The organism is Streptomyces sp. ASQP_92 (assembly GCF_025399895.1).
GTDB lineage: Bacteria > Actinomycetota > Actinomycetes > Streptomycetales > Streptomycetaceae > Streptomyces.
Genome location: NZ_JAODUA010000006.1, coordinates 184457 through 204981 on the forward strand (window position 1 = coordinate 184457; position 20525 = coordinate 204981).

The following is a 20525-nucleotide window of genomic DNA, read 5'->3' on the forward strand; positions in this document are numbered from 1 at the left end:
CCGGGGCTCCGCCCCGGACCCCGTATCGCGCCTGAACGGCGCTCGTCCTCAATCGCCGGACGGGCTGAAGGTGCCCCAGCACAGGAGCACTTAAGGGGCGCGAGGAACTGCGCGAACGGCACGGGGCCGCAGCCACCCCGCCCCCCGACCCGGAGGGTCAGACCCCCGGGGGCAGGGAATCCCCCCGCACCGTCTGGACGTCCAGAGCGACCCGCAACGTCGTTCCGATCGCCGAAACCCCCGCCCGCACCACCTGGTTGTAATTCATCGCGAAATCCTCGCGCCGCAGCTCCGCCGTCGCCCGGTACGCCGCCCGCACCCCGCCCCACGGGTCGGGACCCGTACCGAGGTAGGAGAGGTCGAGGTCGACCTCGCGGAGTACGCCGTGCAGGGCGAGTTCGCCGTGGACCGTCCAGCGGTCGGGGCCCGCCGGGGTCAGGCCGTGGCTGCGGTAGGTGATCTCCGGGAAGCGCTCGACGTCGAGGAAGTCCGGCGACTTCAGATGCCCGTCGCGCATCGCGTTGCCCGTGTCGATGGAGGCCGCCCCGATGACCGCCTCGACCCGCGACTTCTCCAGGTCCTCCGCGATCTCGATGCGTCCGCCGAACTCCCCGAAGCGGCCGTGCACGCTGGAGATCCCCAGGTGCTGGGCGACCGCGCCGACCGAGGAATGCGCCGGGTCGATCGTCCAGGGCCCCGGCGGCGGCAGCTCGACGCCGCCCTGGCGGGCCAGTACCACCGTGCCGACCGAGGCCCGGCCGCTCGCCGTCACCAGTGCCGTGGAGGCGGCCGGCGCGTAACCGACGGCCGTCACGATCACCGTGTACGGGCCGGGCGCGAGGTCCGCGTCGGCCGTGACCGATCCGTCCTCGGCCGCCGCAGCGCGCAGCACCTGCGTGCCCGTCATGTCGGTCATCGTCACCACGGCGTGCGAGAGTGCCCAGCCGTCGCGCGTCCTGACCTGTGCCCGCAGTCCCATCCCGTTCTCTCTTCTCTCCTCGTAAAAAAGTCGGGCCCCGGGGGCGGGGCGGCCGGCCGTCCCCTGCCCGCCGCCCCTGCCCCGGGGCCCATTTCCACACCGGGTGCGGCGGCCGCCTCCGCTCGAAGCGGGCCGCACCCGGGGGGTCTGGATTACCTCGACTACTCGCCGGGGTGGGCGAGTTCGACGTCGTGGCCGTCGACGCCGCGCCCGGCCACGGTCAGCGAGCCGGCCACCGGCGGGTAGCCCGTCGCGATCAGCGTGTACTCGCCGGAGGTGAGGTCGGCGAAGGCGTACGCGCCGTCCTCGCCCGTCGTCGCGTTGGCCACGACGTTGCCCGCCGCGTCCAGGAGGGTGACCCGGGCGTCGGCCAGCGGTCGCCGGTCGGCGCCGCCGCGGATCGTGCCCTGGACCAGCGCCCCGGCCTGGAGCGCGGCCTCGACGCGGGTCACGCCGTGGCCCGCGATCTCCACCGGGAGGGCCAGCGGGCGGAAGCCGTCCGCGTTGACCGCGACGGTGACCTGGCCCGGAACGAGCTCGCCGAAGGTGAACTCGCCCGTGGTGCCGGACTTGCCGGTGGCCAGCAGGTCGCCGCGTACATCGGTCACGATCACCATCGCGCCCTCCACGGGCGCCCCGGTCTCGGCCGCCTTCACCGTGCCGACCAGGCCACTGGTGCCGGCCAGGAGGATGTCGTACGCGAGCGGCTCGGCGCCCACCACGATCGTCGAGGCCTGCGGCTGGAAGCCGTCGGCGGCCGCGATCAGGACGTAGCTGCCGGCGCCGGGCGCGGCGAGCGCGTACCCGCCGTCGGGGCCCGCCACCGCGCGGCCGAGCTGGCTGCCGCCGAGCGAGATCAGGGTGACGGCCGCCGAGGCGACGGGCGCCCCTTCGGCGCCGCGGACCGTGCCGCGCACCGGGATGCCGTCCACGACCGGAGCCGGGGTGGTGACGTCCGCCGCGGCCGGGGCGGCCTCGACCGCCGCCGCCGGGGCGGGGGTTTCGGCGCCCGGCGCCTTCTCGGCGGCGGTGGCGCCCACGGCGTGGGAACGCAGCGGGATCTCCTTGATGAAGAGGGTGATCAGGAAGGCGAGCAGCGCGCACGGCGCCGCGTACAGGAACACATCGCCGACACCGTGCCCGTAGGCGCTCTCGATGACGGTACGGATCGGCGCGGGCAGCGTGGCCAGGTCCGGGATGGCACCGGAGCCGCCGCCGCTCTTGGCCGCGGCCGCGCCCTGCGGGCCGAGCGCGGTGAGCCCGTCCGTGACGTAGTGGGTGACCCGGTTGGCCATGACCGCGCCGAGCGCCGAGACGCCGACCGCACCACCGAGGGAGCGGAAGAAGACGACGACGGAGGAGGCCGAGCCGAGGTCGGCGGGGGAGACCTGGTTCTGGGTGCACAGGACCAGGTTCTGCATCATCATGCCGATGCCGAGGCCCATCAGCGCCATGTAGATCGCGAGGTGCCAGTACGGGGTGTCGTAGCGCATCGTGCCGAGCAGACCGAGGCCCGCCGTCACCAGCACACCACCGCTGACCAGCCACGCCTTCCACTTGCCGGTCTTGGTGATGATCTGGCCCGAGACGGTGGACGAGATGAAGAGTCCGCTGATCATGGGGATCGTCATGACACCGGACATCGTCGGCGTCCGGCCGCGCGCCAGCTGGAAGTACTGGGAGAAGAAGACCGTGCCGGCGAACATCGCGACACCCACGAAGAGCGAGGCGAGCGAGGCCAGCGTGATGGTGCGGTTGCGGAACAGGCGCAGCGGGATGATCGGCTCGCTGGCCTTCGACTCGGCCAGCACGAACAGCGCGCCAAGCACGATCGAGCCGCCGACCATGGCGTACGTCTGCCACGAGATCCAGTCGTACTTGTCGCCCGCGAACGTCACCCACACCAGGAGCAGCGAGACGGCGGCGCTGATCAGGAAGGCGCCGGTCCAGTCGACCTTGACGTCCCGCTTGACGACGGGGAGCTTCAGGGTCTTCTGGAGCACGATGAGCGCGATGACGGCGAAGGGCACGCCGACGTAGAAGCACCAGCGCCAGCCGAGCCAGTCGGTGTCCGTGATCAGACCGCCGAGCAGCGGCCCGCCGACCGTCGCGACCGCGAACGTGGCACCCAGGTAACCGCTGTAACGGCCGCGCTCACGCGGCGAGATCATGGCGGCCATGATGATCTGGGCGAGCGCGGAGAGACCGCCGACGCCGATGCCCTGGACCACGCGGCAGGCGATGAGCATGCCCGAGCTCTGGGACAGACCGGCCACGATCGAGCCGGAGACGTAGATGATCAGGGCTATCTGGACCAGCAGCTTCTTGCTGAAGAGGTCCGAGAGCTTGCCCCACAGCGGGGTGGTCGCGGTCATCGCGAGCAGCGAGGCGGTGACGACCCAGGTGTAGGCGGACTGGCCGCCGCCCAGGTCGCTGATGATGTGCGGCAGTGCGTTGGAGACGATCGTCGAGGACAGGATGGCGACGAACATGCCGAGCAGCAGCCCGGAGAGCGCCTCCATGATCTGCCGGTGAGTCATCGGCGCGCCACTGTCGGACGGCGCGTGCCCTCCGTGCTTGGCGTGGCCGCCCCGCACACCGGCTGGTGTGGTCGTAGCCATGAAGTTCCTTGTCTTGTGCGTCTGTTGGGCAGGTGTACGGGTTGTGGTGCTAAGCGGGTGTACGGGTCGGCGGACGGGTCTCGGGCGCCTTGAGGTGGGGTGCTCCCCCATGGGCTCCGCCCACATCGGGTCCTTCTCCATGGGCTCCGCCCACATGGGGGGCCCGGACGTGGGGTGCCCGGCAATCTCCGAAGGAATCACGCAGGCGGGCCAGCATCGTGTTGAGCTGCCCGACCTCGTCGTCCGACCAGTCCTTGAGGGTGTGCGCGAACATCTCCGTGGTGCGCGTCCCCAGGTCGTCGATCATGGCCTGGCCCGCGGGGGTGAGCCGCAGGATCCGTGAGCGCTTGTCCGCGGGGTCGGCGGACCTCTCGATCCAGCCCCGCTGGGCGACGTGCGCGACATGACGGCTCGTCACCGACATGTCCACCGCGAGGAGTTCGGCGAGTCTGCTGATCCGCATCTCGCCGTGGCGCTCCAGGAGGGTCAGCACCGCGGCCGAGCCGCCCGGGCACTCGGGCGGCAGGATCCGCGCGAGCCCGCGCTTGACCGCGCCGATGGCGCTGAGCTGGCGGGCCAGCTCCTCGTAGAGGCTCTGCGCGGCCATGGACACCTCCCGGAAAATGTTGTTGCTTCGGGCAACCATAAGATTGTTGGTTGCCGAAGGCAAACTAAATCCGGGGTGCTGGAGCAAAGGAAGCGCAAAGGCTTCGCAAGTGAAAACCCAAGGTGCAGGTCAAGGCCTTGCGGGCCGGTTCGGCGGAGGACTCGCCGGGTGCCCGGGGAGGTTCTCGCGGGCGCGTTCGCGCGGGGGCGGGGGTTGGGTGGAACCCCCAACTTCGCTAGGGTCCTGCCCCATGGCACACAACCCCCACGCGCCCCAGGGTCCCGAGGGCAACTACGACCCGGCGGGCTCCACGCAGATGTTCCGCGCCTTCGTCGACGAGGGCGCGCCCCAGGGCGGCCGTCCGGCTACCCCGGCCGCGGCCCCGGCGGGCCCACGAGTAGGCCTGATCGTCGGCGTCGTCGCCGTGATCGTGGTCCTTGCGGCGGTGGCCTGGCTGGCCCTGGGCTGAGGCGTTCTCCGCCTCTCTTCCGGGTGAGCGGGCAGGGGGTGGGGGGGGCGAGAGAGCGGCCCCTACCCCCAACTGGCCGTCACGGACCGCGTTTCCACATGCATCCCCAGCGGCACCCGCCACGCGTCCACACACACCCCGTACGTGCGTGACCGCACCGCCCCCGCGGGGATCGGCACGGGCAGGTCCTGACGGGACGTGATGGTGGCCCAATCCACCCCGAGCAGCCCGATGATGTGCGTCGCGAACACGACGCTGCCCGACGTCACCGCCGTACCCCCGGTGTTGCGGAACTGCACCGTCACGTTCTCGCACCACCGGTGATCCCCCGCCGACCGGCTCGGCGCCCCGAGCGCGAGCACGGCCGGCCCGGCGGGCGGGCGGGGTCTGCCGGGGTCGGACGGCGTACCGGCCGGGGCGGACGGCGTGCCGGGCCCGCCGGTACCACCGGGGTGACCACCCGTACCCCCCGTGGCGGAGCCGCCGGGCACCCCCGAGTCTCCGCCCGCGCTCGAACTCCCGGACCCGGCAGGCGGGTTGGGTCCGCCCGGAGTCCCTGGGGTCGCGGTCGTCCGCCCCGCCGGAGAGCCGCTCCCGGCCGGGGTGGAAGGCGCCCCGGAACCACCGGACGTAGCGGAACCACCGGACGTACCGGAACCACCGGGCGCCCCGGAAGCACCGGACGTACCGGAAGCACTGGACGCCCCCGGGGCTCCGGATGCGCCAGGAGCGCCGGGGGACCCCGATCCCGGCCCCGGCGACCCCGAACCGTCCAGGGGGACCAGCTTCACCTCGCCGTGGGGCGGCAGCGCGCGGCCTGGGGCGTCGGGGCCGGTGCCGGCGGCGCCGACCGCCACATAGCCGGCTCCGTCCCCGCCCCCGGCGCAGGCCGCGAGGGCGCCGCCCAGGCCCAGCACCACCGCCACCGGGATCCCGATCAGCGCAGCACGTCGTCGCATCGCGCCAGTGTGTCTGACGATGCGTCAATTAACCAGAGGGCGAGGCGGGTTCACCCGCCCACTCAGTCGGAGATCAGGCCCTCGCGGAGCTGGGCCAGCGTGCGGGTCAGGAGACGGGAGACGTGCATCTGGGAGATGCCGACCTCCTCGCCAATCTGCGACTGCGTCATGTTCGCGAAGAAGCGGAGCATGATGATCTGCCGTTCTCTGGGCGGCAGTTTGGCGAGCAGCGGCTTCAGGGACTCGCGGTACTCGACGCCTTCGAGCGCCGTGTCCTCGTAGCCGAGCCGGTCCGCGAGCGAGCCCTCGCCGCCGTCGTCCTCGGTGGCGGGCGAGTCGAGCGAGGAGGCGGTGTAGGCGTTGCCCACCGCGAGCCCGTCGACCACGTCCTCCTCGGACACCCCGAGCACGACGGCCAGTTCGGGGACGGTGGGCGAGCGGTCGAGCTTCTGCGCGAGTTCGTCACTGGCCTTGGTGAGGGCCAGGCGCAGCTCTTGGAGGCGGCGCGGCACCCGCACCGACCAGGAGGTGTCGCGGAAGAAGCGCTTGATCTCGCCGACCACGGTCGGCATCGCGAACGTGGGGAACTCCACGCCGCGTTCGCAGTCGAAGCGGTCGATCGCCTTGATCAGGCCGATCGTTCCGACCTGGACGATGTCCTCCATCGGCTCGTTGCGGCTGCGGAACCGCGCGGCCGCGTACCGCACCAGCGGCAGGTTCAGCTCGATGAGGGTGTCGCGTACGTACGTACGCTCCGGGCTGTCGGTGTCCAGCGTGGCAAGGCGCAGGAACAGGGAGCGGGACAACGTGCGGGTGTCGATGGCTGCGGTGTTTGCGGCGTGTCGGTGCACGGCGGGTGCGGGTGCGCTCTTGGTGAGCGTGAGCACCTTCGAGCTGCCCTGTTCTACGGACATGCCAACCCCCTTGAAGTTGCGGCGGTCGCGGACGGTCGTGTGGGCCACGACCATCGGAGGAAGCAGCCTCCACCTGAATACCGGACGGGGGGCTGCGGCAAACGCGGTTTCCGCAGAATGTCACATGTCGGCAACACGCTGTAGTGACTTGTCGACAAGGCAAGTCGGAGTACGTGCAGGAAGCAGGGGGTGTGAGCCTTTTGGGGCGGGAATCTTTTTACCGAGCCAAAAACAATGGCACGCAAGGGCGAACAGCGGCCCGGCTCACTCGAACCGGTTATGCCTCGATTCGATTTGCGGATCGAAGTCGGGCGAAGCTCCTGGCCAGAAGCCTTGACACATGCATCTGTGACACTCCCAATTCCTGACTGATCTGGGACTGCGTCAGATTGCTGTAATAACGGAGCATCAGGATCCGCTGCTCGCGTTCGGGCAGTTGTACGAGCAGATGACGGACGAGGTCGCGGTGTTCGACGCCGGCGAGCGCGGGGTCCTCGTAACCGAGCCGGTCGAGCAGACCGGGCAGCCCGTCACCTTCCTGGGCCGCCTCCAGGGAGGTCGCGTGGTAGGAGCGGCCCGCCTCGATGCAGGCGAGCACCTCGTCCTCGCCGATCCGGAGGCGCTCGGCGATCTCGCCGGTGGTGGGGGAGCGGCCGTGCAGGGTCGTCAGGTCCTCGGTGGCGCCGTTCACCTGCACCCACAGCTCGTGCAGCCGGCGCGGGACGTGCACGGTGCGGACGTTGTCGCGGAAGTAGCGCTTGATCTCGCCGACGACGGTGGGCATCGCGAAGGTGGGGAACTGGACGCCGCGGTCCGGGTCGAAGCGGTCGATCGCGTTGATCAGGCCGATGGTGCCGACCTGGACGACGTCCTCCATGGGCTCGTTGCGGCTGCGGAACCGGGCGGCCGCGTACCGCACCAGCGGCAGGTTGGCCTCGATGAGCGCCCCGCGCACGCGGTCGTGTTCCGGGGTGCCCGGTTCGAGGTTCTTGAGCTGGCCGAACAGCACCTGGGTGAGGGCACGGGTGTCCGCTCCCCTGGTGGAGGTTCTGACGGGACCCCTGGGGCCCTCCGCGGTGTCCTGTGCGGGCACGTCGGGGGTGTCCTGGGGCTCGTTCTGGGGCGGCACTTGAGGCGTAGTACTGGCCGGCACGGTCACGCCACCCCTTAGTCTTCGGTCCACTCATCCGTCAAAAGCGGTCATAGCATCACAAGACATGTCCACTGTGTGCAAGCACCGTATAACCACGTGTTGAGGGCAAGTTGGGACAGATGCCCCGGTCGGCGGTGTGCCGGGCCACGAAAAAGCCCCGCACCTCTCAGGTGCGGGGCCGGGCCGCGTACCGGTTCGGCCGACGGACCGGCCGGGAAGGGGACGCCGGTCAGAACGGGTAGTCGGCGATCACCCAGGTGGCGAACGCGCGCCACTGTCCCGCTGCCGCCTGATGGGCGGGGTGCTCGATGTAGCGCTTCAGGGCGTCCGCGTCGGCGACGGTGGAGTTGATGGCGAAGTCGTACGCGATCGGCCGGTCGGTGATGTTCCAGGCGCACTCCCAGAACTCGATCTCGGGAACGATCCCGTCGAGCTCCTGGAAGGCCTTCACACCGGCGACCACGCGCTCGTCGTCGCGCCGGACGCCCTCGTTGAGCTTGAACAGGACCAGGTGGCGGATCATGACGTCTCCTACGAACGCGGCTGTGACGAGGGGATGGTGGACGGGTCGGCTCAGCGGACCAGGTTGGTCATGAACTCGCCGACGCCCTTGGCCGCACTCGATATGCCCTCGAACCCGGTCTGGACCATCCCGGCGGCCTGCACCGGCGACGTGATGATCGTGTACAGCACGAAGACCACGGCGATGTAGAGCAGGACCTTCTTGATGTCCACTGTGTCGAGCCCCTCCCCGGCGCCACCCCTGTGCGGTCGGGTGAGTCTAACCGCCGTCCGCCCGGTCCTCACCCGGCCTTTAAGGACCAAGGGCCCGGCGATCGGGGCCGTTTGCCCGGCAGTACGGAAGTGACGGGAGAGCAGGATGGTTCTTGAGCCCGCCACGTCTGGCAGGAATGCGGAGGGCTCAGGAACAGGACCTCACTGCGGGGTCCGCGCCGCGCGCTTCCCCCTGACTGCGGCGCAGGGCTTGCAGGTTCTGTTCTCATCGGGGGGAGCGGCTTGTCCCCCCGATGCCGCTCCCCCCGTCCCCACGTCGAAGCCCCGGTCGCCCCCCGACCGGGGCTTCGTCGCGTACGCGGCCGGGCACGACGGGGGCTTCAGGAACGTTGATGACCGGCCACGACGGGGGCTCTCCCGCGCCGGCGAACGGGCATGCAAGAAGGGCCCCGACACTGTCGGGGCCCTTCAGAAGCGGTAGCGGAGGGATTTGAACCCTCGGTGAGTTTCCCCACACTCGCTTTCGAGGCGAGCTCCTTCGGCCGCTCGGACACGCTACCGAGAGAGAGCTTAGCCCAAGGTGGCCCGTGGTTTGAAATCGGTTCGGGGAGAGCTGGGTCACCGCTGCCGGAAGAAGGCCGTGAGCTGCGCCGAGCACTCCTCCTCGAGGACGCCCGCGACGACTTCGGGGCGGTGGTTGAGCCGCTGGTCGCGTACGAGGTCCCAGAGCGATCCGGCCGCTCCGGCCTTCTCGTCGCGGGCCCCGTAGACGACCCGCTCGAACCGCGCCTGCACCAGGGCGCCCGCGCACATCACACACGGCTCCAGGGTGACGACGAGCGTGCAGCCGGTCAGCCGCCACTGGCCGGTGCGGTGTGCCGCACGCCGGATCGCGAGGACCTCCGCGTGCGCGGTCGGATCGCCGGTCGCCTCGCGTTCGTTGTACCCGGACGCCAGGAACGTGCCGTCCGGGGCGAGCACGACCGCGCCGACCGGCACATCGCCGGCCGACTCGGCCTGTGCGGCCCCGGCCAGGGCGGAGCGCATCGGCTCCGCCCACCGTTCGCGTACGGGGTCGTGCGGATGGAGCACTAGCGGACGGCCTCCAGGACCTCGGCCGCGCCCAGCGCGTCCGCGATCGTCACGAGGGCGTCGCCGTCGAGGGCGAGCAGACGGCGCTCGCTCACTCCGAGGTCGGCGAGGATCGCACTCTCGCCGAGCGGGCCTGCGGGGGCGCTGCCGATGCCGTCCGACGGGTCGTCGATGACGTCCGGCTCGTCCTCGGCAGCGGTCGTCCCGTCCTCGTAGCCGTCCTCCGTGCCGTCGAGGTCAAGGGTCTCCAGCTCGTCCTCCTCGTCGTCCTGGTCGTGGCCGAGCAGTTCGTCGGTGAGCATGGCCCCGTACGAGGAGCGGGCTGCGACGGCGGCGTTGGAGACGAAGACACGCGGGTCCTCCTCGCCGTCGACGCGGACGACGCCGAACCAGGCGTCCTCCTGCTCGATGAAGACGAGCACCGTGTCGTCGGCCCCGTCGGTTGCTGCTTCCCGGGCCAGATCGGCCAGATCGGACAGCGTCTCCACATCGTCGAGCTCTGTGTCGCTCGCTTCCCACCCGTCTTCGGTGCGCGCGAGCAGTGCGGCGAAGTACACCGTGACTCTCCCACTGGTCATAGGCGTGCCGGTTGGGGGTCCCCCCGGCTGTGCTTCCTTCGGAATCGTGGCAGAAAACCCGGCGGTTGCGAGAGTTCTTCCGCGGTTGCGTTTTTCCGGTCGCCGCGATCACGGGTTCCGGCACGCCGTGATCACGGGTTCCGGGCCACCCCGGTCACGGGGTGCCGACGGCCGCGACCGCGGGCGCCGGAGCACCGGTTTCGCGGGTCACCAGCGGAAGGTTCGCATGCGCATGGCCTGGCGCATACGGGCCGCGCGGGCGCGGCGCGGCTGGACCCGGTCGCGCAGCGCTTTCGCCTCGTGCAGTTCGCGCAGGAACTGGGCGCGCCGCCGCCTGCGCTCCGTGTCGCTCTCGGGTTGTCGCTCTGCGCCGTGCTGGTCCGGCATTGGCTCACACCGCCCCGGGTCGGTTCGTCTCTCTCACCTTCCCCCCGTTCGGGCTCTTGACGCCAGCGTGAACCGTCACCAGGTGGGACGCGGGGCCGCCACGCCCCGGTTACTGTGGTCGTCATGCGGATCCATGTCGTCGACCACCCTCTCGTGGCGCACAAGCTCACCACGCTGCGCGACAAGCGCACCGACTCCCCGACCTTCCGGCGGCTCGCCGACGAGCTGGTCACCCTGCTCGCCTACGAGGCCACCCGGGACGTGCGCACCGAGCAGGTGGACATCGAGACCCCGGTGACGCCGACGACGGGCGTGAAGCTCTCGTACCCGCGTCCGCTGGTGGTCCCGATCCTGCGGGCCGGCCTCGGCATGCTCGACGGCATGGTGCGGCTGCTGCCGACCGCCGAGGTGGGCTTCCTCGGCATGATCCGCAACGAGGAGACCCTGGAGGCCTCCACGTACGCGACCCGGATGCCCGAGGACCTCTCGGGCCGTCAGGTGTACGTCCTGGACCCGATGCTGGCGACCGGCGGCACGCTCGTCGCGGCCATCCGTGAGCTGATCAAGCGCGGCGCGGACGACGTCACCGCTGTGGTGCTGCTGGCCGCCCCCGAGGGCGTCGAGATCATGGAGCGGGAGCTGGCGGGCACGCCGGTGACCGTGGTGACCGCCTCGGTCGACGAGCGCCTCAACGAGCACGGCTACATCGTGCCGGGCCTTGGCGACGCGGGCGACCGCATGTACGGGACGGCCGACTAGCCGTCGGCCAAGGGGGGCCGCCCGACCGGCGGCCCCGCTCACGCCGTCGGACGGCGTGCTGTCAGCACTTCCCGGAGGGCGCGGGTGCGGGCTTGGCCAGGGCGGCCAGGGTCGTGTCCGCGTCCTTCGGCGTGTTCAGGTTGGCGAACGTCGTTCCCAGGATGAGGTCGACGTCCTGCGTGTCGCGCGTGTCGGTCTTCTGCGTGGCGCCCTTGAGCTGCGCCCCCAGTACGGAGAAGGGCCCGCGGGCCGCCGCCGGGGCGCCGAGCAGCACTCCGTTGCCGGGGACCTTCTTGTCGTACTCGGAGGGCGCGTTGCCGACCTTGCCGATCGCGAAGCCGCGCTTCTTCAGCTCGTCGGCGACCGACTTGGCGAGGCCGCCGCGCGGGGTCGCGTTGTAGACGTTGACGGTGATCTGCGCGGGCTTCGGCAGCGCCTGGGGGGCGGCGGCGGTCGACGCCGAGGGTGCCGGGCAGGGCTTCTGGTGGGCGGCGGCCCTGGACTTGCCCCCGCCCCCGAACACGTCGATGAGCTGGATCGTCCCCCAGCCGATCAGGCCGAGGGCCACGACCGCGCCGACCAGCGCGAGGACCAGTCGGCCGCGCTTGCGGGGACGTCGCATCCGTGGGTACGCGTCACCCTTGATGCGGTACTTTCCGCCCATGCCGGGGGGAGTGAGCATGCTCATAGGCGCAGGGTAGTGCCGACCCGGGACGATGCCTACTAAACGATCAACGGGTGGCGTACATCTGCGCCCGTATGCGTCCGAAAGGGTCCGAAAGGCTCACCCGGCTGTCGGGTTCGATCCTTTTCGGGTACGCGCTGTCGGACTCAGTCCATTTCGAGGACGCGGGCGTGCAGGACCTGGCGCTGCTGGAGCGCCGCCCGTACCGCCCGGTGCAGCCCGTCCTCCAGGTAGAGGTCGCCCTGCCACTTCACGACGTGCGCGAAGAGGTCCCCGTAGAACGTGGAGTCCTCGGCGAGGAGGGTCTCCAGGTCGAGCTGGCCCTTGGTGGTCACGAGCTGATCGAGCCGGACCGGGCGCGGCGCGACATCCGCCCACTGCCGGGTGCTTTCCCGGCCGTGGTCGGGGTAGGGCCGCCCGCTTCCGATGCGCTTGAAGATCACACGGAAAGCCTACCGGGCGAGCGGCTCCGGGCGCAGCCATGGAGCGCGAGTGCGATCCTGGGCAAAACGCCTGAAACCCGACGCAGGGGGCCCGCCATGACCGACAGCGACCAGACGGCGGCCGCGCGCGAGCCCGCCGGCGCCGCGCCGTCGGCGGGGACGCCGGCCGGGACGGCGCCCAGGGACCAGGAACCCCACGAAACCGGAGTGCGGGATCCCGCAACGGCGCCCGCCGCCGAGCCCGCGCCCCCCGCGCCCGCTCCACCTCCCTCCCCCGCAGAGGGGACGACAGCGGGCACCGAGCCCCAGGCCCTGCCGCAGGTCGCGGCGGACATCGCCGCCGGGTACGCCTTCACGGGGCCCGCGATGGAGCTGGGCGCCCTGCTCTGGGACGGCCAGTGCCTGGCGGACGCGCCCATCCGCATCCCGCTGTCCATGCTCAACCGGCACGGCCTGGTCGCCGGGGCGACCGGCACCGGCAAGACCAAGACCCTCCAGCTCATCGCCGAGCAGCTCTCCGCCAATGGCGTCCCGGTGTTCCTCGCCGACGTGAAGGGCGACGTGTCCGGCATCTCGGCCCCCGGCACGCCCGGCGCCAAGGTGGCCGAACGGGCCGCGCAGGTCGGCCAGGACTGGGAAGCGGCCGGATTCCCCTGCGAGTTCTACGGCCTCGGCGGCATCGGCCCCGGCATCCCGCTGCGCGCCACGGTCACCAGCTTCGGCCCCGTCCTGCTGTCGAAGGTGCTCCAGCTCAACCAGACGCAGGAGCAGTCGCTGGGCCTGATCTTCCATTACGCGGACAGCAAGGGCCTGGAGCTGTACGACCTGAAGGACCTCAAAGCGGTCGCCGGCTTCCTCGTCTCGGACGTCGGCAAGGCGGAACTGAAGGGAATCGGCGGCCTGTCGTCCGCCACGGCCGGGGTCATCCTGCGGGCGATCACCGCGTTCGAGCAGCAGGGCGCCGCGCCGTTCTTCGGGGAGCCGGAGTTCGACACGAGCGAGCTGCTGCGCCTGGCCCCGGACGGCCGCGGCCTGGTGTCCGTCCTTGAACTCCCGGCGGTCCAGGACAAGCCCCAGCTCTTCTCCACCTTCCTGATGTGGCTGCTGGCCGACCTCTTCCACCGGCTCCCCGAGGTCGGCGACGTCGACCGGCCCAAGCTCGTCTTCTTCTTCGACGAGGCGCACCTCTTGTTCAACGGCGCGTCGAAGGCCTTCCTGGAATCGATCACCCAGACGGTGCGGCTGATCCGCTCCAAGGGCGTCGGCATCTTCTTCGTCACCCAGACCCCCAAGGACGTCCCCGGCGATGTCCTGGCCCAGCTCGGCAACCGCGTCCAGCACGCGCTGCGGGCCTTCACCCCGGACGACGCGAAGGCCCTGAAGGCGACTGTACGGACCTTCCCGAAGTCCCCCTACGACCTCGAAGAACTCCTCACCGGGCTCGGTACGGGGGAGGCGGTCATCACCGTACTGAGCGAGAACGGCGCGCCCACCCCCGTCGCGGCGACCCGGCTGCGGGCCCCCCGCTCCCTGATGGCCCCCCTCGACCCGGCCGCCCTGAACCAGGCGGTCAACTCCTCGTCCCTGTACGGCCGTTACGCCCAAGCGGTCGACCGTGAATCGGCCTTCGAGAAGCTGTCGGAGGCGGAACGCGAGCGCGCGGAAACGGCGGTGACCGAGGCCCTGGACACCCCCGCGTCCGCCCCGTCGCCCCGCCCGAAGAAGCAGGACGCGTCGCTGGCGGAGCAGGTGGTGGGGAGTGGGATCTTCCGGTCCCTGGCGCGGTCGGTGGGGACGCAGTTGGGGCGGGAGATCACGCGGTCGTTGTTCGGGACGCGGAGGAGGTAGGGGGCCTTTTCCCCTCCCCACCCCGCCCCTCCCCGAGCCCCTCCGGGGGACCCGGCCCCCCCCCGCAGACCGTGCCCCCTTTTGCGCAGTTCCCCGCGCCCCTGAACCCGCTCGATCCTGCGGGTCGTGCGTGGCTGGTCGCGCAGTTCCCCGCGCCCCCAAAACCCGCCTCCGTCCGTGGATCGTGGTCGCTTCTCGCGCAGTTCCCCGCGCCCCTTAACTGCTCGGTGCTGGGGCACCTTCAGCCCGTCCGGCGTTTGAGGACGAGCGCCGTTCAGGCGCGAACGGGGTCTGGGGCGGAGCCCCAGAGGTCCCGGCACTCTCCAACCCTGTGCTTACGGGCGGGTGGGTGGGCGAGGTGCCCGGGGTCTGGGGCGGAGCCCCAGGTGGGCCGGAACCCTCCAGTCCCGCCGCACGGGCGGGTGGGTGGGAACCCCCGGGGTTTGGGGCGGAGCCCCAGGGAGGGCGGGGCCAACCAACCCCCTGCACGGGCGGGCGGGTGGGAAAACGGCCCGGGGGCTGGGGCGGAGCCCCAGGGGTCACCCCGCATCGGGGCGCGGCCGGCCCCCGACCCCGCCGGAGGCACCCCGCGCGGCCCCCTTCGCCTCCCGCTTGTGGACCCGTACCTTCGCCAACGACTCCGCCCCCGTGATGTCCGCCACCGACCGGAAACACCCCGCCTCCCCGTACGCCCCCGCCGCCTCCCGCCACCCCGACGGCCGGACCCCGAGCTGCTTGCCCAGGAGCGCGAGGAAGATCTTCGCCTTCTGCTCCCCGAAGCCCGGCAGCGCCTTGAGCCGGGAGAGCAGCTCCGCCCCGGACGCCACCCCCGTCCAGACCCCGGCCGCGTCACCCCCGTACTCCTCCACGAGGAACCCGCACAGTTGCTGGATCCGCTTGGCCATGGAACCCGGGTAGCGGTGTACGGCGGGCTTCTCCCTGAGGAGTTCCGCGAACGCCTCGGGGTCGTACGCGGCGATCGCCCCCGCGTCGAGATCGTCCACCCCCATGCGCTGGGCGATCGTGTACGGGCCGCAGAACGCCCACTCCATGGGGATCTGCTGATCGAGCAGCATGCCGACCAGCGCGGCCAGCGGACTGCGGCCGAGCAGTTCGTCGGCCTCGGGCTGCTGGGCGAGCCGAAGGGTTGTGTCCATGCCTCGATGATCGGCGGGCGACGACCACGGCGCACGCGGACCCGCGCCCGCGTGTCCGCGGCGGCGCGAGCGCCTCTTTTCCCGCGCCCCTTCCGGACCGCCCCCTTCCGGACCGCCCCTCTTCCGAACCGCCCCCTTTCGAATCGCGCCCTCTCGAACCGTCCCTTTCCGACCCCTTTCTTTTCGAACCGCCTCACGCTTTCGCATGACACACACCCGCCCGCGGAATGGCGCAGGCCCGGTGGGGTAGCTCGGCTCGGACCACCCCGTGCGTACCGGGCACGCACGTACCCAAGGCGTACGCACCGGATACGGACATATCCACAAGGCCGTACAGCGAACCCGTACAGCGAACCCGTACCGCGAACCCATACCGCGAACCCATACCGCCCGGACAGACCAGCAAGGCCGTATCCGCACGCGCGTACCGCCCGTGCGCAGCAAGAGGGGCAACCGCAGTGAGCCAGCCTTTCGTCCTGCCGGATTTCTATCTGCCGTATCCGGCCCGGCTCAATCCCCATGTGGAGTCCGCGCGCGAGCACTCCCGCGTCTGGGCCCGGGACATGGGCATGCTGGAGGGGTCCGGGATCTGGGAGCTGAAGGATCTCGACGCCCACGACTACGCCCTGCTCTGCTCCTACACCCATCCGGACTGCGACGCGGACCAGCTCGCCCTGGTGACCGACTGGTATGTGTGGGTGTTCTTCTTCGACGACCACTTCCTGGAGATGTTCAAACGCACCCTCGACCGCAAGGGCGGCAAGGACTACCTCGACCGGCTGCCCGCCTTCATGCCGATGGACCTCGCCGACGGGTTCCCCGAGGCGACCAATCCCGTCGAGGCGGGCCTCGCCGACCTGTGGGCGCGCACCGTGCCGTCGATGACGCCCGAGTGGCGCGAGCGCTTCGCGATCAGCACCCGCAACCTGCTCAACGAGTCGCTCTGGGAGCTCGCCAACATCAACGAGGGGCGTATCGCCAACCCCGTCGAGTACATCGAGATGCGCCGCAAGGTGGGGGGCGCGCCCTGGTCGGCCGGCCTCATCGAGTACGCGGCGAACGCCGAACTCCCCGCCTCCATCGCCGAGTCGAGGCCGGCGCGGGTCCTCACCGACGCCTTCGCCGACGCCGTCCACCTGCGCAACGACCTCTTCTCCTACCAGCGCGAGGTCGAGGACGAGGGCGAACTCAGCAATGGAGTCCTGGTACTTGAGACGTTCCTCGGCTGTACGACGCAGGAGGCCGCCGAAGCCGTCAACGATCTGCTGACCTCGCGGCTCCAGCAGTTCGAGAACACCGCGCTCACCGAGATGCCGCGCCTGTGCGCGGAGAAGGGCCTCACCCCCGACCAATGCGCTGCCGTCGGCGCGTACGTCAAGGGCCTCCAGGACTGGCAGTCCGGCGGCCATGAGTGGCACATGCGCTCCAGCCGCTACATGAACGAGGGCGCCACACTCTCCGCCTCGCCCTTCGACGGGACGCTCGGCACCTCGGCCCGCCATGTCAGCACGCTGTTCGGGCGCCCCGCCGAGGCCCGCCGGCGCAGCTTCGCCCATGTACCGATGCAGCGGGTCGGCCCATCGCTGCTGCCCGACTTCGACATGCCGTACCCCTTGACGCTCAGCCCACATGTGGCCGGCGCACGTGTGGCGTCCATCGACTGGGCGGACCGGATGGGGCTGCTCGACGACATCTGGGACGCGGAGAAACTGGCGGGGTACGACTTCGCGACCTGCGCGGCCGGCCTCGACCCCGACGCGACGCCGGAGGAGCTCGAACTCAGCACCCAGTGGCTGACCTGGGGAACCTACGGCGACGACTACTACCCGCTGGCGTACGGACGGCCGCGCGACCTGGCCGGCGCGCGGGCCGCCCATGAACGGTTCTTGGCCTGTATGCCCCTCGACGAGCCCGGTGCCGGGCGCCTGGTGGCGAGGGCGCCCCTGGAGCGCGGCCTCGCCGACCTGTGGGCGCGCACCGCGGAACCGATGACCCGCGAGGCCCGCGCGGCCTTCCGCCGAGCCGTCGACACCATGCTGGAGAGCTGGCTCTGGGAGCTCCACAACCAGGCCCAGCACCGCATCCCCGACCCCGTCGACTACATGGAGATGCGCCGCTACACCTTCGGCGCCGACCTCACCATGAGCCTGTCGCGCCTGCGGCACGCGGGCCAGCTCCCGCCCGGGCTCCAGGAGAGCGGCCCCATGCGCAGCATGGAGAACGCGGCCGCCGACTACTGCACGCTCCTCAACGACGTCTTCTCGTACCAGAAGGAGATCGAGTACGAGGGCGAGCTGCACAACGGCGTCCTGGTCGTCCAGAACTTCTTCGACTGCGACTACCCGACGGCGCTGCGCATCGTCGATGACCTAATGCGCTCGCGGCTGCGGCAGTTCCAGCACGTCATCACGCATGAACTTCCCGTCCTGTGCGAGGACTTCGAGCTCGACGAGGCCGGTCGCCATGTGCTCGACGCCCATGTGGCCGAGCTCCAGGACTGGATCGCGGGCATTCTGAACTGGCATGTATCGACGCGCCGTTATGGGGCCGCCGACCTCCCGGACGCTCTGCCGCACGGGAGCTCCCCCGAGAGTGCGGCCCGGGGCAGTGTGGCCCCCTGGTGGATGCGGCCCACGGGCCCGGGGACCTCGGCGGACCGGGTACGGCTGCCGGAGGTGCCGGCGTCGGTCTCGGAAACGGCGGCGCCCCCGGCCAGGGCCGCGTACTCCGTTCCGGCCGGGCCGCCCCCGCCCGTCCTCCCTCTCTCCACCGTGGCGGGAGGCCACGCCTCGTGATCCTCTGATGTGCGGGGGCCCGAGGGGCGTTTCAGGGGCGGTTCAGGGCGGTTCAGGGCGTTTCAGGGGCGGCGGTTCAGGGCGCCCAACACCCAAGGGACGTAATCCTGTTGGGTCACCACATACACCGGGGTCGCTCCGTCCCGGCACTCCACGACCTGGCATCCGGGTGCGGGCCGGGGGCCCGGGTCGGTCCAGTACGGCGGGCGGACCCGGACGGCCGTGAGGGTGCGCGGCACCGGGCGGCGGGCGATCCGGCCGGACGGGTCCGGGGTGGCGGCGAGCAGCCCCGGCGCGGCGACCAGGTACCCGAACCCCTCGTGGCAGTACGGGACTTCGCCGAGGACCGTGCCCGGGAAGCACTCCTCGGCGGGCGGGACCAGGGGGTTCACCCTGATGGTGTCCGGGGTGCGCCGGCGGTGTCGGTGCGTCAGCCAGGCGGCGCCGGACAGAACGGGCACGGCCCCGACCGCCGTGAGCAGCAGGGCGGTGGGCACGCCTCCGGTGATCCAGGGGGTGCCGAACGCGAAGCACGCGATCAGCAGGACCGAACCCAGGGGCAGGGTGAACCGCCAGGGCTCGTACACCGGCGGCTTGGTGGCACTCCGTGCCGAGCAGTAGGCGGCGCGCAGGCAGGCCACCCCCACGGAGAGCGAGACGAGCGCCCCGGCCAGCGGCAGCCGGTAGCCGCCTCGCGGGTCCGCCGTCGTGTACTGGCGCAGGTTGTGGAACTCCACGTATCTGATCTCCCCACGCCAGTACGTGAGATGGAGTGTGGCCCCGGGCCGTACCGCGGCGAACACCGGCGCCCGGCCGTCCATCTTCACGCGGTGCGGCGGCGCGGCCGTGCCCGCCGGGCTCCTCGCGGGACTGGCCTTCAGCCGCCCCGGCAGCGGCCCCGACCCCTCCTGTACGTGGCCGAGCCCCAGCCAGTAGGAGGTCGAGCGGTGTTTGTGGTCGGCCGCGGCGGTGGTCACCGTGGCCGTGATGGTGTGTCTGCACTCCGTCGAGACCTCGGCCACCGGGCATCCGGCCGCCGACGCGAACGCCCGCTCCTCGTCGAGCGCCCGGGGCGCGGTCGCCAGGAGCAGCCAGCCGGCGACGAGCAGGAGCGCGACGCCGATCACCGCGGGAGCCAGGACGGCCGAGCGGTCGCGGACCGTGGCGGGGGCTGTGTTCACCGCTCGCCGCTCCGGGGCACGTACCGCACGAAAGGGGATGACTGGATCATCATCCGGTCATTCTGAAGCCTGTGCGGGGCCATGTCGCTTACGGGCCAAGGTGGTTCAGACCTCTCGGGACACCCGGGTCCGGACCGGCGGAACCGATCTTGCACCTGTCGCGGTTCCGTCTCGAGCCGACCGGGACCGTCTGGCCCACCTGCGAGGGTTCACCCATAGGTGTGAGCGGGTGGAGACATGGGCCAGTGGCACTTGCGTGACGGCACCCAGTGCCACGCGCGGAGCGGCCGGGGTGGAGCCAACAGACATCGTCGGCACCCTGATGTTCCGGCCCGCCCGGTGCGAGAATTCGGTCCACACAAGCCAGCCGACGACCATGTGCGGACCGATACCGGCCCATGCATGCCACATGTGCATCCCCCACATGCACGCCACAGTGACACCCCAGTGGTGCTCCCCGACTGCGTACGAGCGGCCGCGAACGGGCATATGCCTGTCCGGTGCTCCCGAATGAAGGTGATGGGGCCATGTCCGCGGACATGAAGGTGCTACTGGTCGACGACCACGAGGACAACCTGTTCGCCATGGAGAGCATCCTCGCGCCGCTCGGCTATCCCCTGGAGCTCGCGACCAGTGGGGATGCCGCCCTCAAGGCCGCGCTGCACGGGGGGATAGGAGTCGCGGTCCTCGACGTCGTGATGCCCGGCGTGAGCGGCCTGGACGTCGCCCGCTATCTGAGCCGCCTGACACAGACCCGGTTGATCCCCGTCATCCTGGTGACCGGCCGTGGCCACGACAACGAAATCGCCACCCAGGCCCTGCGCTTGGGCGTGGCCGACTACTTGATCAAACCGATCGATCCCTGGGCCCTGCGGATCAAGGTGCAGTACCTGTACCGCACGAGCGCCCTCCTGACCGGCCCCGCCCCCCGCCAGCGCGGCCCCCGCACCCACCCCGGCGAACCGCCCCAACTCCCATCAAGGCGCCGCCAGTTGCGCCCCACGGAAACCGTCCGCATCCCCCACCAGTCGGAGGATCCACCCCGCTGACCGGCCCCGCTGGCCGACCCGCTGACCGACGGCGCCGGCCCGGATCGCCGCCCCGGATCGCCGCCCCGGACGACGGCGATGAAGGGCGCCGCCATCGCTCTCCTTTGCAGCTCG

General features: G+C 71.1%; 20 protein-coding genes and 1 tRNA gene. 5 read left to right on the forward strand and 16 right to left on the reverse strand.

The genetic code is table 11. From position 1 onward, the window contains the following. Positions 1-157: 157 nt before the first annotated feature. The 3 genes from N4G70_RS16775 to N4G70_RS16785 form a co-directional block, all read right to left on the reverse strand. Positions 158-979, reverse strand: a complete 822-nt coding sequence (locus tag N4G70_RS16775) for a YceI family protein (RefSeq protein WP_261713454.1) — start codon at positions 977-979, stop codon at positions 158-160. 161 nt (positions 980-1140) lie between these two features. After that, the gene (locus N4G70_RS16780; protein WP_261713455.1) at positions 1141-3600 is read right to left on the reverse strand and encodes an MFS transporter; all 2460 of its coding nucleotides are present in this window, start codon (positions 3598-3600) and stop codon (positions 1141-1143) included. A gap of 49 nt (positions 3601-3649) precedes the next feature. Then, positions 3650-4207 carry a MarR family winged helix-turn-helix transcriptional regulator gene (locus N4G70_RS16785; RefSeq protein WP_261713456.1) on the reverse strand — a complete coding sequence of 186 codons (558 nt, stop codon included), beginning with the start codon at positions 4205-4207 and terminating at the stop codon, positions 3650-3652. Positions 4208-4457: 250 nt separating this feature from the next. On the opposite strand from N4G70_RS16785, the gene N4G70_RS16790 reads away from it, so the two are divergent. Further along, the gene (locus N4G70_RS16790) at positions 4458-4676 is read left to right on the forward strand and encodes a hypothetical protein (RefSeq protein ID WP_261713457.1); all 219 of its coding nucleotides are present in this window, start codon (positions 4458-4460) and stop codon (positions 4674-4676) included. A gap of 62 nt (positions 4677-4738) precedes the next feature. Here N4G70_RS16790 and N4G70_RS16795 read toward each other — a convergent pair whose 3' ends face one another. The 9 genes from N4G70_RS16795 to N4G70_RS16835 form a co-directional block, all read right to left on the reverse strand. Next, the gene (locus tag N4G70_RS16795; RefSeq protein ID WP_261713458.1) at positions 4739-4981 is read right to left on the reverse strand and encodes a hypothetical protein; all 243 of its coding nucleotides are present in this window, start codon (positions 4979-4981) and stop codon (positions 4739-4741) included. Positions 4982-5697: 716 nt separating this feature from the next. Beyond that, positions 5698-6549 (reverse strand): RNA polymerase sigma factor SigF, encoded by an 852-nt coding sequence (locus N4G70_RS16800; protein WP_261713459.1) that lies wholly within the window; start codon positions 6547-6549, stop codon positions 5698-5700. 277 nt (positions 6550-6826) lie between these two features. Then, positions 6827-7702 (reverse strand): RNA polymerase sigma factor SigF, encoded by an 876-nt coding sequence (locus tag N4G70_RS16805; protein ID WP_120727956.1) that lies wholly within the window; start codon positions 7700-7702, stop codon positions 6827-6829. Between the two features lie 229 nt (positions 7703-7931). Further along, positions 7932-8225, reverse strand: a complete 294-nt coding sequence (locus tag N4G70_RS16810) for a Dabb family protein (RefSeq protein WP_261713460.1) — start codon at positions 8223-8225, stop codon at positions 7932-7934. A 50-nt stretch (positions 8226-8275) separates the two neighbouring features. Beyond that, complete coding sequence (locus N4G70_RS16815) at positions 8276-8437, reverse strand: hypothetical protein (RefSeq protein ID WP_162952557.1); 162 nt, start codon at positions 8435-8437, stop codon at positions 8276-8278. Between the two features lie 475 nt (positions 8438-8912). Then, a tRNA-Ser gene (locus N4G70_RS16820) sits at positions 8913-8997 on the reverse strand. A 58-nt stretch (positions 8998-9055) separates the two neighbouring features. After that, entirely contained in the window at positions 9056-9484 is a 429-nt protein-coding gene (gene tadA, locus N4G70_RS16825) for a tRNA adenosine(34) deaminase TadA (RefSeq protein WP_261713570.1), read from the reverse strand. Between the two features lie 44 nt (positions 9485-9528). After that, positions 9529-10086 (reverse strand): hypothetical protein, encoded by a 558-nt coding sequence (locus N4G70_RS16830; protein ID WP_261713571.1) that lies wholly within the window; start codon positions 10084-10086, stop codon positions 9529-9531. Between the two features lie 228 nt (positions 10087-10314). Then, positions 10315-10494 (reverse strand): hypothetical protein, encoded by a 180-nt coding sequence (locus N4G70_RS16835; protein WP_261713461.1) that lies wholly within the window; start codon positions 10492-10494, stop codon positions 10315-10317. A gap of 123 nt (positions 10495-10617) precedes the next feature. Between N4G70_RS16835 and upp the strand changes: the two genes are divergently transcribed. Beyond that, positions 10618-11253, forward strand: coding sequence for a uracil phosphoribosyltransferase (gene upp, locus N4G70_RS16840; RefSeq protein WP_053725981.1), 636 nt, complete (start codon positions 10618-10620; stop codon positions 11251-11253). 61 nt (positions 11254-11314) lie between these two features. Here upp and N4G70_RS16845 read toward each other — a convergent pair whose 3' ends face one another. Both N4G70_RS16845 and N4G70_RS16850 read right to left on the reverse strand, forming a co-directional pair. Then, positions 11315-11941 carry a LytR C-terminal domain-containing protein gene (locus N4G70_RS16845; RefSeq protein WP_261713462.1) on the reverse strand — a complete coding sequence of 209 codons (627 nt, stop codon included), beginning with the start codon at positions 11939-11941 and terminating at the stop codon, positions 11315-11317. A gap of 143 nt (positions 11942-12084) precedes the next feature. Beyond that, the gene (locus N4G70_RS16850; protein ID WP_053725882.1) at positions 12085-12381 is read right to left on the reverse strand and encodes a type II toxin-antitoxin system VapB family antitoxin; all 297 of its coding nucleotides are present in this window, start codon (positions 12379-12381) and stop codon (positions 12085-12087) included. Between the two features lie 366 nt (positions 12382-12747). Between N4G70_RS16850 and N4G70_RS16855 the strand changes: the two genes are divergently transcribed. Further along, complete coding sequence (locus N4G70_RS16855; RefSeq protein ID WP_261713572.1) at positions 12748-14229, forward strand: DUF853 domain-containing protein; 1482 nt, start codon at positions 12748-12750, stop codon at positions 14227-14229. Positions 14230-14768: 539 nt separating this feature from the next. Here N4G70_RS16855 and N4G70_RS16860 read toward each other — a convergent pair. Further along, a complete protein-coding gene (locus tag N4G70_RS16860) occupies positions 14769-15386 on the reverse strand; it encodes an HhH-GPD-type base excision DNA repair protein (RefSeq protein ID WP_261713463.1) in 618 nt (205 codons plus the stop codon). Positions 15387-15844: 458 nt separating this feature from the next. Between N4G70_RS16860 and N4G70_RS16865 the strand changes: the two genes are divergently transcribed. Then, a complete protein-coding gene (locus N4G70_RS16865; protein ID WP_261713464.1) occupies positions 15845-18181 on the forward strand; it encodes a terpene synthase family protein in 2337 nt (778 codons plus the stop codon). Positions 18182-18243: 62 nt separating this feature from the next. Here the strand turns inward: N4G70_RS16865 and N4G70_RS16870 are convergent, their stop codons facing one another. Next, positions 18244-19362, reverse strand: coding sequence for a hypothetical protein (locus N4G70_RS16870; protein ID WP_261713465.1), 1119 nt, complete (start codon positions 19360-19362; stop codon positions 18244-18246). A 527-nt stretch (positions 19363-19889) separates the two neighbouring features. Here N4G70_RS16870 and N4G70_RS16875 point away from each other — a divergent pair. Further along, on the forward strand, positions 19890-20411 hold the full coding sequence (locus tag N4G70_RS16875) for a two-component system response regulator (RefSeq protein WP_261713466.1): 522 nt from the start codon (positions 19890-19892) through the stop codon (positions 20409-20411). Positions 20412-20525: the final 114 nt, after the last annotated feature.

Bases quoted from the DNA above. Each gene is read 5' to 3' on its own strand.
- N4G70_RS16775 (WP_261713454.1), bottom strand. From the start codon at position 979: ATGGGACTGCGGGCACAGGTCAGGACGCGCGACGGCTGGGCACTCTCG.
- N4G70_RS16780 (WP_261713455.1), bottom strand. From the start codon at position 3,600: ATGGCTACGACCACACCAGCCGGTGTGCGGGGCGGCCACGCCAAGCAC.
- N4G70_RS16785 (WP_261713456.1), bottom strand. From the start codon at position 4,207: ATGGCCGCGCAGAGCCTCTACGAGGAGCTGGCCCGCCAGCTCAGCGCC.
- N4G70_RS16790 (WP_261713457.1), top strand. From the start codon at position 4,458: ATGGCACACAACCCCCACGCGCCCCAGGGTCCCGAGGGCAACTACGAC.
- N4G70_RS16800 (WP_261713459.1), bottom strand. From the start codon at position 6,549: ATGTCCGTAGAACAGGGCAGCTCGAAGGTGCTCACGCTCACCAAGAGC.
- N4G70_RS16810 (WP_261713460.1), bottom strand. From the start codon at position 8,225: ATGATCCGCCACCTGGTCCTGTTCAAGCTCAACGAGGGCGTCCGGCGC.
- tadA (WP_261713570.1), bottom strand. From the start codon at position 9,484: ATGCGCTCCGCCCTGGCCGGGGCCGCACAGGCCGAGTCGGCCGGCGAT.
- N4G70_RS16835 (WP_261713461.1), bottom strand. From the start codon at position 10,494: ATGCCGGACCAGCACGGCGCAGAGCGACAACCCGAGAGCGACACGGAG.
- upp (WP_053725981.1), top strand. From the start codon at position 10,618: ATGCGGATCCATGTCGTCGACCACCCTCTCGTGGCGCACAAGCTCACC.
- N4G70_RS16845 (WP_261713462.1), bottom strand. From the start codon at position 11,941: ATGAGCATGCTCACTCCCCCCGGCATGGGCGGAAAGTACCGCATCAAG.
- N4G70_RS16855 (WP_261713572.1), top strand. From the start codon at position 12,748: ATGGAGCTGGGCGCCCTGCTCTGGGACGGCCAGTGCCTGGCGGACGCG.
- N4G70_RS16860 (WP_261713463.1), bottom strand. From the start codon at position 15,386: ATGGACACAACCCTTCGGCTCGCCCAGCAGCCCGAGGCCGACGAACTG.
- N4G70_RS16875 (WP_261713466.1), top strand. From the start codon at position 19,890: ATGTCCGCGGACATGAAGGTGCTACTGGTCGACGACCACGAGGACAAC.